The sequence below is a fragment of the Rhodoferax sp. ZS1R8 genome (assembly GCF_056521325.1).
The window spans coordinates 547,075-561,395 of the sequence record NZ_JBWMBA010000003.1; the positions used below are offsets into that span (position 1 = coordinate 547,075).

Consider the following 14,321-nt stretch of genomic DNA (forward strand, 5'->3'; position numbering starts at 1 on the left):
GATCAAAACGCCGCTTGAGGTGCCAACACGTCCCGGTAGCCAAACAGGCCAACCGCGCCCCCGGTGTGCAGGAACACGATGTTTTGCCCCTTGGTGAAGTGGCCTTTGCGCACCAGGTCTACCAGGCCGGCAAAGCCCTTTCCGCTGTAGACCGGGTCTAGCAGGATGCCTTCGTGGCGCGCCAGCAGTTGCACCGCCTCGACCATGCCATCGGTGGGTACGCCGTATCCGCCGCCGACGTAGTCGGCATTGGCCACCACGGTATCGTCGGGGAAGGCGCCCCGCGCACCAAGCAGGCTCCAGGTCTGGCGGGCCAGTTTGCGAACATTTTCTTCCTGCTTTTCGCGCGACGCACGGACGCTGATGCCCAGCACCGGGATGCGGCTGTTGGCGCCCTGCAACCCCACCACCAGGCCGGCCTGTGTGCCCGTGCTGCCCGTCGCATGCACGACACAGTCCACGCGCAGGCCGAGTTCGTTGGTTTGGCTGATGATCTCGTGTGCGGCCACTACATAGCCCAGCGCGCCTATGGGGTTGGAGCCGCCGCCGGGAATCAGATAGGGCTTTTCACCCGCAGCGCGCAGGCGCTCCCCAACCGCAATCAGTTCGTTGTTCATGTCCAGCCCGGCCGGCCGGGTCTCCAGCGTGGCGCCAAAGATTTGGTCCAGCAAGACATTGCCGCTGTTGTAGTAGTCGGCGTGCGCACCGCTGACACGCTCTTCCAGTAAAGCGGTCGTTTTCATGCCGTGTTTGTTGGCCGCAGCAATGGTCTGGCGCACATGGTTGGACTGCGTCGCGCCTTGGGTCACGATGTGTGTCGCGCCCTGTGCCAGTGCATCGCCAATCAGGAATTCCAGCTTGCGGGTTTTGTTGCCGCCGGTGGCCAGGCCGGTGTTGTCATCCCGCTTGATGTAGATGTTGGGGCCACCCAGCAGCCGTGTGATGTTGGGCAGAAATTCGAATGGCGTCGGCGCCTGGGTGAGTCGCACGCGGGCAAAAGATGAGAGATTCATGGCAATAGGTTCCGTCGAAGTAAAAACAGTTTCAAGACAGCTTGAGCAAGCCGCGAAGCTCGCCACCAGTGACACGCATGCCAGCCCGGTGCGAAGGGATCAACTGCAGCACCTGTGCATTGACTGGCGCTGGCGTACCGTGCTGCCGGGCCAGCCGCACCACCGCACCGCACAAGTCGTCAATCTCGGTGGTGCGGCCCTTTTGTACATCGTCCCACATGGAAGAGCGTGCCGTGGGGTCTATGCGCAGCATGCGGGCGGCCACCAGCTTGAATAAAAAATCCGGCAGGCGCAAGACCTTGGGCAGCAGGCGCGGCGGTGCACTGGCCACCTTGGCCGGCACTATGCCCGCGGCATCCATCGCGCTCAGGGCCTCAGTCTGCAGCGCCGCCAGCACCACACGGTAGTCGCGGTCCATCAGCTCTTCACGCAGTGGCAGGTCCGACAGGACATTGACCGGGTTGTTCAGATTGAGCAGCAGCTTGCCCCATTGCACAGCTTGCATATCGGGCACCACCACCATGGGCAGGCCCGCCGCTTCACAGCAGGCTGCCACCTCCGCACTGCGGGCCGATGGGCCTATCTGCAAATGGCCGGTGGTTGCTCGGTGCACCTTGGCCGGGCTGTTCAGCACCACGTTGTACGGCACCATGCCGGCCACCACGTCCAGCTGTGGTGCGGCCTGGCGGATGCGCTGCACATTGTCGACACCGTTTTGCAGCGAGATGACCGGCGTGCCGGCGCCAAAGACGGCTGCTATTTCGGCTGCGGCCTGCGCCGTAGCGCCGCCCTTCACGCACAGCAGCACAACCGGTGCGCCGCTGCGGTCAATATCGGCCACCGACACCGCAAACCGCAGCCGGTCTGCTGGCACGTGGGCCTGGAAACCATCCATGTCCGACACCGTCAGCCCATGCATCGCGATCTCGCCCAGAATGCCGGGCCGGCCGACCAGGCTGACCTGCTGCCCGCCGGCCGCCAACCGCCCGCCTACATAGCAGCCAATGGCGCCCGCGCCCACAACGATGAAATGCATACCGCCGCTCCTGCCCACAAAACAGTTCTATTGGGAAACCTGTTGCAGTCTACTGCGCCACTAGCTCCACGCGGCGGTTCTTGGCACGGCCGGCGTCTGCATCATTGCTGGCCATCGGTGAAAAATTGGCCACGCCACGGGGTGACAGGCGGGCGGCATCGACCTTGTAGTCCTTGGTCAGCGCAGCAGCCACCGCCTGCGCACGGCGCAGCGACAGTGCCAGGTTGGCATCCACACCACCTTGGTTGTCGGTGTGGCCGACGATGAAGACCTGCAGCTTGGGCGACTGCGCGAGCAGCTTGGCCATCTCTTCGAGCTGCGGCGTGGATTCCGGCTTGATGTCGGCCTTGGCCGTGTCAAAGAAGATGCCGTACAGCGCAACCCTGCCCTCGGCGGCCAGCCCCTTGCCCAAGGTATCCGCCTTGACCAGGCTCACCTGGTCGCCCTGCATGGGCTTGGACTCAATCACCTGTACAAAGTAGTCGGTGTCAAAGCCGCGGTCGGACCAATAGCCGCCGCGTACCGTGAACACCACCGTCACATCGCCCGCGGGCCGGGCCAGGCGCGCCATCAGGAAACGGAAGGGCCGACCACTTAAATTGTTCATGTAGAAACTGCCGCCCACGAACGCACGGGAGTCATCGGTCCACTTTTGGGCGTTCGCCGACAAATTTTGTTTCATGCACGCAGTGCCGTCTTCGCAGACGTGCAGAAATGTGAAACCCTGCTTCTCCAGCGATTGCTGGTAGTTTCTGAAGACTTCCAGATCCGAATGCCCCTTGGGGCCGAGGTAGTAGTAGTTGAAGACTTTGCCTTCGGCCGACTCGGTACGTTTGTCGGACAACTTGACGTCAACCCGTTCGTAGCTGATGACGCCGGCCTTGTAGAGCACGGCACCGTTGAAGCGGCCCACCAGCGGATGGTCGGTGGCGCCGGGCGCATCGACGTAAGCGGTAGCGGCTATGGCAGGCAGCGCAACGCACAGCGCCAGCGCGCATATCCATCGGGAGAAGTAAAGAGAGATGTTTTGCATAGACGAAAAATGGGGGTTGCAGGCGGAAAGGACTCCGGCGACGTGTTACCAGTCGCTATGGTTATAGTAGCGGCTCACGCGCGCTGCACGAGGGCTACAGCCCGAAATTACATTCAGTTACTGCCGGGGATGCAAGAATGGGGCATGACGACACACGCTCAATTTTGCCCCTCCCTTTTCGCCACGCTGCGCCGTGCCGCTGTGTCTGGCCTTTGCTTGCTCCTGCCCTGTATTGCCATCAGTGCGCAGCCCAGCCCCAAGCTGCTGCACGACTGCGCCGACTGCCCGGAACTGGTGGTGCTACCGGCGGGCAGTTTCGCCATGGGCTCGCCGCCGCAAGAGGCAGACCGTGATAGCGACGAAGGCCTTCGCAAGGGTGTGCGCATCGCCGCATTTGCAATAGGCCGCTATGAGACCACGGTCGCCCAGTACATGGCCTGCGTACAGGCCAGCGCATGCGCCGCGCCGCTGTGGCAGTCAGACCGCCGGCTGTTCACGCAACTGGGCGCATCGGTCGAGGCGGCGCAGCATCCTATCGTCGGCGTCAGCTGGCAGCATGCCCAAAGCTATGTGCAATGGCTCAGCCGCACCACTGGCAAAAACTACTACCTGCCGAGCGAAACGCAATGGGAGTACGCCGCCCGCGCCGGCACGACAACCGCCTGGAGCTTTGGCGACGCAGCGCAGGCCAGCCAGTCCGCCTGGTCTGGAGACAACAGCGGCAATGCACTGCACCCGGTCGGCCGCCTGCGCGCCAATGCGTGGGGCCTGCATGACATGCACGGCAATGTGTGGGAGTGGGTGCAGGACTGTTACGAACACTGGGGCGTCATCGAACCCTCCGACCCCCGCCACGGTAAGGCGCCTCAGGACGACAAGCCCTGGCAAGGCGGCAGTTGCAATAAGCGCGTGGCGCGCGGCGGCTCGTGGTACGACGGCCTTGCGCGCCTGCGCAGCGCCAGCCGCTACTACAACAGCCCTCTGCATGCCACGGACCGGGTGGGTATCCGGGTAGCGCGGGCGCTGTAGCGCCTCTGCCCCGGACGGTATCTGCTGCACCGCAACGCAGGCGTCGCCCTGGCGCGGAAACACATTGCGAGGGTTTGTACTTATTTTTTCATATTTACTATTTATGTAAATATCAATACATTGGCGTGGTGTGGATCCCCCCACCCAGATTCAGCCACGCCAATTGAAGGATTCAAAAATGAGAGCGATTTGGAAACATGTGCTCGCCGTGTCGTTGCTCAGCAGCTTCTGGTGCGGTAGCGCCACGGCATGCCTGACAACCGAAATAGAGCCCAACAATACCGATGCCACCGCAAGCACGGGTCTATGCAGTGGGGTCACCATCAATGGCTCCATGTCCAGCAGCTCCGACCTGGACTGGTACAAGGTGGTGGTGAACACACCGGGGCAGATCGATATCAGCCTGTCGCACGGCAGTGGCGTGGATTTTGACTGGTACTTCTACGGTGTGACCGGCGCACCATTGACGTACAAGTCCACGTCCAATAACCCCGAGACCGGCTCCTATACGGTGACCACGGCCGGGACCTACTTCGTTCGCGTCAAGAGCTACCAGGGCTCCGGCAGCTACACACTCAAAGTCACACTGCCCGGCACGCCGCCTGCAGATCCACCCGTCACCAGCGTGGTCACAGGCAAGGTGTGGCTCAACGGCGGCCTGGTCCTGCAGGAAAACGCAGGCATCTTTGTCGCAGGCCTGCGCCAGGCGACCGGCAAGAACACCAACACGCCCAACATCAACAGCGTGACCAATTGCGATACCAACTGGAACACCACGCCCTGCCCGCGCGTGGCCATCATCACCGCTGCTGCAGTCAACCAGGCCGATGGCGTGGACAAATTCACCAACGACACGGCCAGTGGCGCGTGGTCATACTACAACCTGTTCCAGCGCCACGGCTTTGCGCCCAAACACATACTGAGCCACCACGACACCTATGCCAGCAACTCGGGCAACACCAGTACCACCGGGCAGGCCAACATCGCCATCATCAACCAGGCGGACCTGGTCTATGTGATTGGCGGCGACCAGTCGCGCCTGGCGCGCACCTTCCTCAACGACGATGGATCGGACCGGCCCCTGATGGCCGCGATCCGCGCCCGCTATGCGGCGGGCAACTTCATCTACGCCGGGGATTCGGCCGGCACGGCGATTGCGCCCAGCACCTCGTATGGCGAAGGCATCAGCATTGGCTACCTGAACCAGAATACGCTGCGCGCCATCACGCCGGCCAACTGCCCGTACGTAGCACCCGCATCCGATGGCACGCCGGCACCCAGTTGCCTGAGCCACCCCAGCAACATCGACTTTGGCACCAAGATCAAGGGCTTTGGCTTTGTGCCGAATGCGAATGTGGACACGCACTTTGATAACCGCGCCAGCCGCTCTGGCCGGCTAGGCCGCCTGCTGGCAGCGCTGAAAAATATCGGCCCCAACGTGGCCTATGGCATAGACCAGAACACGGCGCTGTACCTGAATGGTGATGTAGCCACGGTCTACGGCACCGGTGGTGTGTTTGTGGCCGAGGCCACGGCGAGCAACTTTGGCAGCGGCTCGCGCTTCAACGCCAACAGCGTGCGCCTGTCTTACCTGACCGCCGGAGACACTTTCAAGTTCAGCGACCGCACGATCACGACCACCAAGACCAAGCTGATTGGGTCCGCTACCGGGGCCTACCAGTTCAGCAGCGCGCTGAATTCCAGTGACATCTTTGCAGTGGATGCCACCGGCGTGGGCAGCAGCAATGCCACGTTCAAACACATGATCGACCAGACGCCCACATCCAGCACCGGCACCGCGCCGTCGGACAGCTACAACCCGCTGAGTTTTGTGCTGACTTTCCGGCGCGATGCGGTGACGCAGGGCTTCAAGAACGGGACCGGCAGTTATGCCGGGCCCTACACCATCGTCAAAGCGCTGGTGGACGTCAACTGATCTAGTGGCCGCCGCCCAGGTAGGCGGCCTTCACCGCGGGGTCATCGCGCAGCTTGCTGGCTTCGCCATGCACCGAGATGCGGCCGTTCTCCAGCACATAGCCGTAGTCGGCCACCTTCAGGGCGGCTGCGGCAAACTGCTCCACCAGCAGCATGGTTACGCCGCGGGATTTGAGGTCGCTGATGATACGGAAGACCTCTTCCACCAGAATGGGTGCCAAGCCCATGGACGGCTCGTCCAGCAGCACGATCTCGGGATTCAGCATCACGGCGCGGGCCATGGCCAGCATCTGCTGCTCGCCACCCGACAGCGTGCCGGCCAGCTGGTTGCGCCGCTCCTTGAGGCGGGGGAACAACTCCATCGCCCGCTCCAAATCACCCGCCACATCGCCCTTGGGGCGGCTGCCGGTCAGGCGCGGGAAGGCGCCCAGTATCAGGTTGTCGGTCACCGTCATCGTGGCGAATACGCGCCGGCCTTCGGGCGAATGCGCCAGGCCCTGCTTGGCGATGGCGTACGACTCCAGTCCGTCGATGCGCTTGCCGTGCAGGCTGATCTCGCCCGCCGTAGGCTTGATCATGCCGGACACGGCACGCATCGTCGTGGTCTTGCCCGCGCCGTTGGATCCGATCAGCGTGACGACTTTCCCCTTGGGGATGTCCATGGAAATGCCGTGCAGCACCTGCACCTTGCCATAGCCGGCTTCGAGATTCTTGATTTGCAACATGGTATGGGTGTCCCGCGCAGTTAAGCCGCCGTGCCGCCGAGGTAAGCCTCGATGACTTTTTCATTTGCCTGCACTTCGGCCGGTTTGCCCTCGGCAATCTTCTGGCCAAAGTCCAGCACGGAGACCGCATCGCAGATCGCCATCACCACGTCCATGTGGTGCTCGATCAGGATCACGGTGATGCCGTGGTCGCGGATTTTGCGGATGATGGTGACAAGCTCCTTGATGTCGGGCGCGGTCAGGCCGGCGGCCGGTTCATCGAGCAGCAGCAACTGAGGGTCCAGCGCCAGCGCGCGGGCAATTTCCAGCAGGCGCTGTTTGCCATACGGCAGGTTGCGCGCCTCTTCGTGGGCCAGGCCGGTCAGGCCGACAAAATCGATGAGCCCCAGGCCGCGCTGTACCGATGCGCTTTCCTCGCGCTTGTAGCGCGGGCTGTGCAGGGACACGTCGACGATATTGCTGGCAAAGCTATGGTGCAGACCCACCTGGATGTTTTGCAGCGCCGTCATCTCGCCAAACAGCTGCACGTTCTGGAAGGTGCGCGCTATGCCGGATAACGCGATGTCGGACGAGGTGCGCCCCACCACCGAACGCCCTGCAAAGTCCACACTGCCCGCCGTAGGCACGTAGATGCCGGTCAACACATTCATCATCGTGCTCTTGCCCGAGCCGTTGGGACCGATCAGACCGTGGATGGTCCCGCGCTTGATATTCAGGTCCACCAGGTTGATGGCCTTCAAGCCGCCAAACTGCATCAGCACACCCTTGGCCACCAGCAGGTCGCTGCCAGCCGCCACATGGCCGGTGTTGGCGGCGACCATGATGGAGTCCTTGGACGGATCGGCCGCGCGCACTGCACTGTCAGCCGCGTTGCGTCCCTTGCGCAGGAACAGGCTGCGTACAAAGCCAACAATGCCGTCCTGCAGGTAATACACGACGAACAGAATCATCAAGCCGAAGATGCTGAGCCGCCAGTCGGTGATGGACTGCAACCAAAACGAGAACCCTGCCAATGCAATCGTGCCCACCACGGGCACAGCCATGGCCTTGGGTGTGGTCATCTTTCTGGCGATGGCGATGGCGCCGCCTACCAGCATCAGCACGGCCAGTGTGGACGCAACGATGCGGAACAGTTCCAGGTCATCCAAAAGCTTGGGCAAGATTACGATGATGGCCGCACCCAGCAAGGCGCCGGTGCGGGTCTTTCGCCCGCCCATGATGACGGCCAGCAGGAACATCACTGTCAACTCAAAGTTGTAGGTGTTGGGCGAAATGTATTGCTCTGAATACGCGTATAGACAACCAGCAAGACCTGCATACCCAGCGCTGATGACGAAGGCATACACCTTGTAGCGGTAGACCGATACGCCCATGCAATCCGATGCCACCGGGCTACCGCGCAGCGCCTCGAATGCGCGCCCGAGTTGTGAGCGCAGAATGCGGTCTGCGACGACCAATGACAACACCATCAGCGCGAAAACCAGCCAATAAAACCCGTTTTCTGTGAATTGCATGCCTCCGATGGAAGGCTTTGGGATCTTGATGCCCAGGGGGCCTTCGGTCAGAAAGTCCATCTCGTTGATCAGGATCTGGATGATGGTGCCAAAGGCTAATGTCACCATGGCCAAGTACGGGCCTGACACGCGCAAGGCCGGTAGGGCCAGCAGCGCACCAAACCCGGCCGTCACCGCAATGCTGGTGGGGATGATGAGCCACAGCGGCGCACCCAGCTTCATGAACAGCACGCCCGCCGTGTACGAGCCCACACCAAACAAGCCGGCATGGCCCAGCGACACCTGGCCGGTGTAACCCACGACGATGTCCAGGCCAAACAGCAAAATGGCGTAGATCATGATCGTGCCGATCATGTGGATGTAGTACGAGTTGCTGGTGAAAAACGGCGCGCAGGCGAGCAGCGTCAAGCCTGCCACCGCCGTGATAAACGATTTGCGGTTCATGGAGTCAGACTTTCTTGATCGCAGTTTTGCCAAACAGGCCGGAGGGCTTGAACGCCAGCACCAGCAGTAACAGCACCAGGCCCGGCACATCCTTGTAGCCGGTGGAGATATAGAAGCCGGTCGTGGTTTCAGCCACGCCCAAAATGATGCCGCCCACGATGATGCCTAGCCCGCTGGTCAGCCCGCCAATGATGGCAACGGCAAAGGCCTTGAGGCCCAGCACCGCGCCCATGGTGGCACCGGTCAGCGTCAGCGGTGCAATCAGCGCGCCGGCAAAGCCTGCGGTGGCAGAAGACAGCGCGTACGAGAAGGTGATCACCAGCCCGGTGTTGATGCCCATCAGCTTGGCCGCGTCGCGGTCGTTGAACGTGGCGACCACGGCCTTGCCGTAAATGGTTTTGCGGTTGAAAAATTCCACCGCCAGCATCATCAGCACGGCGCCCACCACTACCAGTATTTCCATGGGCAGCACATTGGCGCCCAGCACCTTCATCGGCGCCTCGGGCAGCGGAGACGGGAACTTCAGGTCGTCGCGGCCCCAGATGTTTTCGGCCACATTCTTGAAGATGATGCCTAAAGCGATGGTGGACATGATCCAGCCAAATTCGCTCTTGATCTTGATGGCCGGGCGCACGCCTATCCACTCCACGATGCCGCCTTGCAGCATGCCAAAAACAATGACGATGGGCAGCATGAGCCAGAAGTTGACGCCCGCATTGACCAGCGTCAGGCCCACCATGGCGCCCAGCATCAGCGCGTCGCCCTGGCCGAAGTTAAGCGTATCCGAAGTCTGGAAGGTTAGCTGGTAACCAAAGGCGATGACCGCATAGATCATGCCCAGTGCGATACCGCTGTACACCAGTTGAAGCAGGATTTCCATAGATTGCACTCACCAAAATATCAACCGACCACACGAACCGCGGGCCACAAAAAGACACCGCGACAGTCAACAAGACCGGCGCGGTGCTTTCATGGCATGCGACGAAGCTGAACGACTTACTTCTTCACCGCCAAGGCGCCTTTGGCGTTCACGTCCTTGACGCGAACTTCAGAGGCCTTCTTGAAATCATCGGCATAGGCGTAGACCACGCGCTGGCCCTTGACTTCGCCGAACACAGGAATATTGGCCGTGATGGCTTCGTGGTCCTTGGCAGTAAAGGGCTTGTTGTAGGTGGTGACGACACCTTCCACCGGCGCCTTCAGGTCTTCCAGTGCGGCCTTGATCTTGGGGCCTTCGGTGGAGCCAGCCTGCTTGATGGCGGCAGCCAGCAGGTAGATGGAGTCATAGCCTTGCGCGGCCGACACGGGCGAGTCGATGCGTGCGTTCTTGGGGTTGAAAGTCTTCAGGTAGCTGATGATGAAGGACTGGCGTTTGGGCGTGGTGGGCTCTTGCACAAAGGTTTGCGGCATGCGCGCACCTTCGCCACCGGGGCCGGCGTTGTCGATGTAGTTCGCCATGGACAACGTCCAGCTACCGACCATGGGCACCTTCCAACCCAGCTTGGTCATGCCATTTGCGATTTGCGCCAGCTCAGGGCCTATGCCGTAGGTCAGCACGGCTTCTGCGCCCGCCTCCTTGGCCTTGAGCAGCTGCGCCGTCATATCCACATCTTTGATATTGAACTTTTCCACTGCCACGGGCTTGATGCCCTTGAGCTCCAACGCTTTCTCCAGATCGGCGCGGCCCAGTTGGCCGTAGTTCGTGGAGTCCGCCAGGATGGCCACCTTCTTGAACCCGCGGCGGGTGATAGCCTCTTCCACAATCATCGGCGCCTGGATGCTGTCGTGCGCGGAATTGCGGAAAATGTAATTCTCGGGCTGGTCGTCAAACTGGTGCGTGATGGCAGAGCCGGTGGCAACGTTGTTCATGACCGGGATCTTGGCCTCCTGGAAGAAGCGCTGCGACGCGAGTGCCACGCCGGTGTTGATGTAGCCCACCGTAGCGGTGACTTTTTCCTTGTTGATCAGTTCTTGTGCGATTTGCACACCGCGTTCGTTCTTGGCCTCGTCGTCGCGTTCGACCACTTGGAGTTGACGGCCCAGCACCCCACCGGCCTTGTTGATTTCATCGACGGCCAAGCGAACGCCGTCACGCATGCTCACTCCCATGGAGGACGAGCCGCCGGTGAAAGGACCGGCAACTCCAATTTTGATCGCGTCGGCCGCCAGGGCTGCGCCAGACATGTACAGCAGCGCTGATGTCATTGCCACTTGGGAAGCCAGTTTCGTGAAACGAATATGCATGTTGTCTCCTGTTGATGTAAAAAACCACGTCTGCGCGTTTACTCCTCCGCGCCAATTTATCAACTTCCTCCTTCTGAAGGCTGACAGACCGCTGGCAAGGTGGCTGAATAAATTTCAGCCCTGCCGTAAATATTCTTCATGTGCATGGGTTTCACTGCCCACAGCCCCGAATGTGCGCCAATACCGCGAGCAACATACTAGGGTTAACCCCAGCGGCAACAGCCTGGACCACGGTTGCTATTTGTTTGCAAGCGTACAGACCTACCCTTTTGGCCAACCCAGGATCGCCCCGTACAGATGCGGCCGACCACCGGTGTTCAGTATTTTTTAAAAATGTTGAATCCAGTTGCATGCCCCTCCCGTACTAACAGGGAGTGCCGTTCGTCCGACTGGGCTGCTGCACCCGAAAACGTCCCGTTTTTTGTCACCCAAGGAGTCAAACATGCAATTCAAATTTGGAACCGTCGCAAAAGCTTGTGTACTGTTGATCTCGGCCGGCGCGGCCATGGCGTCCAGCCACCGTGAAGCCCCGTTTATCACCACCAGCCCCAAGGTTGATGGCACAGACTTTTATATGTTCCGCAGCTATGAAGGCGTTAGCGCTACGGGTACCGGAGGACGTAGCGACTACGTCACGATGATCGCTAACTACCAGCCGCTGCAAGGGCCGTACGGAGGCCCCAATTACTTTGCAATGGACCCCAATGCACTGTATGAAATCCACCTGGACAACAACGGCGATGCCAAGGAAGACATCACGTTTCAATTCCGTTTCAACAACAAACTCAATAGTGTGCCGCTGACCATTGGCGGATCCAGTGTTGCCATCCCGCTGATCCAGGCCGGCACCGTCAGCAAGGTTACGGATCCCAACCTGAATGTTAACGAGACCTACACCGTGGCCATGGTCCGCGGCGACCGCCGCAAGGGTACGTCACAGGCAGTAATCAAGGCTGCTGATGGATCCAACACCTTCGAGAAGCCCGTGGACTACATCGGCGTCAAGACGCTGGGTAGCCCTGCCGCGTACGAAGCCTACGCACAGAAGCATGTGCATGCCATCAAGGTGCCCGGCTGCCCTGCTGGCAAAGACACCGGCTACGTGTTTGTAGGACAACGCCAGGAAGGCTTTGCCGTGAACCTGGGCACCGTGTTCGACTTGGTCAACGCGCCTGCCGCATTCTTGCTCGACCCCGCTAACAAAGACGCCGCGGGCATGGGTGGTCAGCACTACATCCAGAAGCAAAACATCACATCCATCGCCCTGGAAGTGCACAAGGACTGCCTGACCGCTGGTGCAGACCCGGTCATCGGCGGCTGGACTACAGCCAGCATGCGGCAAACCCGCTTGCTCAACAGCAAGCCCGCATCCGGACACCAGACCAGTGAAAAGGCTGGCGGCGCTTGGGTTCAGGTCTCGCGCCTGGGCAACCCCTTGGTTAACGAGCTGGTCATCGGCTTGCCCGACAAGGACAAGTTCAACGGCTCCAAGCCACAAGACGACACACAGTTCCTGACCTACGTCACCAACCCGACGCTGCCAGCATTGCTGGGTCTTGTCTTGACTGGAGATACAAAGGCACTGGCCCCCACCAACCTGCCACGTACGGATCTTGCAACCGTGTTCTTGACCGGTATCGCTGGCGTCAACAAACCGACCAACGCGACCCCATCAGAAGTGCTGCGGTTGAACACGGCCATTGCACCCGTGCAGTTTGCCGATCAGAACCGTCTGGGCGTAGCTGGAGAGGTGTTGCGCGTCGGTGGCGTTGCTAACCTGGGTGCCGCCAAAGACTTGGCTGGCTTCCCCAACGGACGCCGTCCTAAAGATGACGTGGTCGACATCGCATTGGTCGCTGTTCTGGGTGGCCTGTGCGTGATCAATGGCGACAACAACGGCCTGGGTCTGAATGGCGTGCCCGGTGTGCCTTCGTTGACATCGGCTTGCAAGCCCTCCAGCGTGCCGCTGGGTGCCACATCTGCCAATATCCACGATGGCGTTGACCAGGCAACCGTGCCATTCTTGACACGCTTCCCGTACCTCAACACCCCCAATGGCGGCACCACCCAGTAACCAACCATCAACCTGAGGACTGCAACATGCAAACAAGTTCTAGAAAGCAATTGCTGCTGGTGGCACTGGGCACCATAGCCCTCTTGGCCGCCTGTGGAGGCGGCGGCGGGAGCAGCGAGCCCGCACCTCCCGCAGTCGTAATGGGCACCGACCTGCCCGTGGCGGTCGAACAGAGCGTCAAGGGGGTCATCGACTATGCAAAGGCCCAGATTGCCGCAACCAGTGAGACCAGCGATCCACAGATCGTCGGCAATGCCAAGCTCTTTACAGATGACACAGCCGAACCGTCGGACATCTAAAACGACTTAAGCGCCATCGGGCGAAAATGACAAGACCACCGCCGTGCGGTGGTCTTTGTTTTTTTACCCCCAGCACATGTACACCCTCACCACCTTTCGCCACGCCCTTCTGGCTGGCTTGCTAAGCCTGGCGCCCGCACTCCAGGCGCACGAGTTCTGGTTCAAGCCCATTGCCTCACCGCAGACCTTGGGCGATGCCGTGACGCTGCGCTTGGAGGTAGGGGAGTTTTTTACCGGCGAAGCCGCAGGCTTCTCGATCCCTACCACGCAGCGGCTGCGCCATTTCTCGGCCAATAACCCGGTCGAAGACCTGCAGCCTTTCTTGCCCGCGCAGGAGCGCGAAGCCGAAGTGCAACTTGCTCTGGATACCCCAGGCACCCACCTGCTGACCTATGACAGCGCGCCCCAGCACATCACGCTGGACGCAGGCAAGTTCCACGCCTATTTACACGACGAAGGATTGGATTTCGTGAAAACACAACGAGAACTGGCCGGCACGGCTAGCCAGCCGGCGCGCGAACGCTACCGCCGCCACATCAAGACATTGATCGAAGTGGGGCCCACGCAGCGAACCGTGCGGGCGCTCGATCCGACTTATGCCGTGCACGCCAGCCAGCGGCTGGAGATCACGCCGCTGCAGAACCCGCTAGCCTTGGCACCGGGTGACCCACTGCCGGTGCGCATCGTCTTTGACAACCAGCCGCTGGCCGGCGCACTGGTCAAGGCTTGGCATAAGCACCAGGGGCAACTGGTAATGATCCGTGCCGTCACGTCTGCCCAGGGCGAAGTGACATTCAACCTGCCATATGGCGGCGACTGGATGGTCAGCGTGGTGCACATGATTGCCGCCGTGGACGGCGAGGAAGAGGGCGTGGACTGGGACAGCTTCTGGGGCAACCTGACCTTCTACCTGCCGGTGACACAGCGCCAGACTGCTCCTTAATTGATAGCGGCTTATGCACGCTGCACGAGGGC

At 60.8% G+C, this 14,321-nt stretch carries 12 protein-coding genes; 5 read left to right on the forward strand and 7 right to left on the reverse strand.

Features of this window, described 5'->3' with window-relative positions; genetic code table 11:
* Positions 1–2: 2 nt before the first annotated feature.
* Genes cuyA through AC097P_RS13470 form a run of 3 tightly spaced genes read right to left on the reverse strand, consistent with a single transcriptional unit; the run spans position 3 to position 3,082 of the window.
* Positions 3–1,013, reverse strand: coding sequence for a D-cysteate sulfo-lyase (gene cuyA / locus AC097P_RS13460; protein WP_479610924.1), 1,011 nt, complete (start codon positions 1,011–1,013; stop codon positions 3–5).
* Positions 1,014–1,044: 31 nt separating this feature from the next.
* Positions 1,045–2,049: a 2-dehydropantoate 2-reductase gene (locus AC097P_RS13465; RefSeq protein ID WP_479610925.1), complete on the reverse strand. Its 1,005-nt coding sequence runs from the start codon at positions 2,047–2,049 to the stop codon at positions 1,045–1,047.
* Between the two features lie 49 nt (positions 2,050–2,098).
* Positions 2,099–3,082, reverse strand: coding sequence for an OmpA family protein (locus AC097P_RS13470; RefSeq protein WP_479610926.1), 984 nt, complete (start codon positions 3,080–3,082; stop codon positions 2,099–2,101).
* Between the two features lie 144 nt (positions 3,083–3,226).
* On the opposite strand from AC097P_RS13470, the gene AC097P_RS13475 reads away from it, so the two are divergent.
* Positions 3,227–4,111: a formylglycine-generating enzyme family protein gene (locus AC097P_RS13475; RefSeq protein WP_479610927.1), complete on the forward strand. Its 885-nt coding sequence runs from the start codon at positions 3,227–3,229 to the stop codon at positions 4,109–4,111.
* 178 nt (positions 4,112–4,289) lie between these two features.
* Positions 4,290–6,047, forward strand: a complete 1,758-nt coding sequence (locus AC097P_RS13480) for a pre-peptidase C-terminal domain-containing protein (RefSeq protein WP_479610928.1) — start codon at positions 4,290–4,292, stop codon at positions 6,045–6,047.
* A 1-nt stretch (position 6,048) separates the two neighbouring features.
* Here AC097P_RS13480 and AC097P_RS13485 read toward each other — a convergent pair whose 3' ends face one another.
* The 4 genes from AC097P_RS13485 to AC097P_RS13500 all read right to left on the reverse strand — a co-directional run bounded on the left by AC097P_RS13485 (position 6,049) and on the right by AC097P_RS13500 (position 10,934).
* Positions 6,049–6,771 carry an ABC transporter ATP-binding protein gene (locus AC097P_RS13485; RefSeq protein WP_479610929.1) on the reverse strand — a complete coding sequence of 241 codons (723 nt, stop codon included), beginning with the start codon at positions 6,769–6,771 and terminating at the stop codon, positions 6,049–6,051.
* Positions 6,772–6,791: 20 nt separating this feature from the next.
* Entirely contained in the window at positions 6,792–8,729 is a 1,938-nt protein-coding gene (locus AC097P_RS13490) for a branched-chain amino acid ABC transporter ATP-binding protein/permease (RefSeq protein ID WP_479610930.1), read from the reverse strand.
* Between the two features lie 4 nt (positions 8,730–8,733).
* Positions 8,734–9,609: a branched-chain amino acid ABC transporter permease gene (locus AC097P_RS13495; RefSeq protein WP_479610931.1), complete on the reverse strand. Its 876-nt coding sequence runs from the start codon at positions 9,607–9,609 to the stop codon at positions 8,734–8,736.
* Between the two features lie 116 nt (positions 9,610–9,725).
* On the reverse strand, positions 9,726–10,934 hold the full coding sequence (locus AC097P_RS13500; RefSeq protein ID WP_479611074.1) for an ABC transporter substrate-binding protein: 1,209 nt from the start codon (positions 10,932–10,934) through the stop codon (positions 9,726–9,728).
* 481 nt (positions 10,935–11,415) lie between these two features.
* On the opposite strand from AC097P_RS13500, the gene AC097P_RS13505 reads away from it, so the two are divergent.
* The 3 genes from AC097P_RS13505 to AC097P_RS13515 all read left to right on the forward strand — a co-directional run bounded on the left by AC097P_RS13505 (position 11,416) and on the right by AC097P_RS13515 (position 14,289).
* Complete coding sequence (locus tag AC097P_RS13505) at positions 11,416–13,047, forward strand: DUF4331 domain-containing protein (RefSeq protein ID WP_479610932.1); 1,632 nt, start codon at positions 11,416–11,418, stop codon at positions 13,045–13,047.
* A 26-nt stretch (positions 13,048–13,073) separates the two neighbouring features.
* Positions 13,074–13,346: a hypothetical protein gene (locus AC097P_RS13510; RefSeq protein ID WP_479610933.1), complete on the forward strand. Its 273-nt coding sequence runs from the start codon at positions 13,074–13,076 to the stop codon at positions 13,344–13,346.
* 76 nt (positions 13,347–13,422) lie between these two features.
* Entirely contained in the window at positions 13,423–14,289 is an 867-nt protein-coding gene (locus tag AC097P_RS13515; protein ID WP_479610934.1) for a DUF4198 domain-containing protein, read from the forward strand.
* Positions 14,290–14,321: the final 32 nt, after the last annotated feature.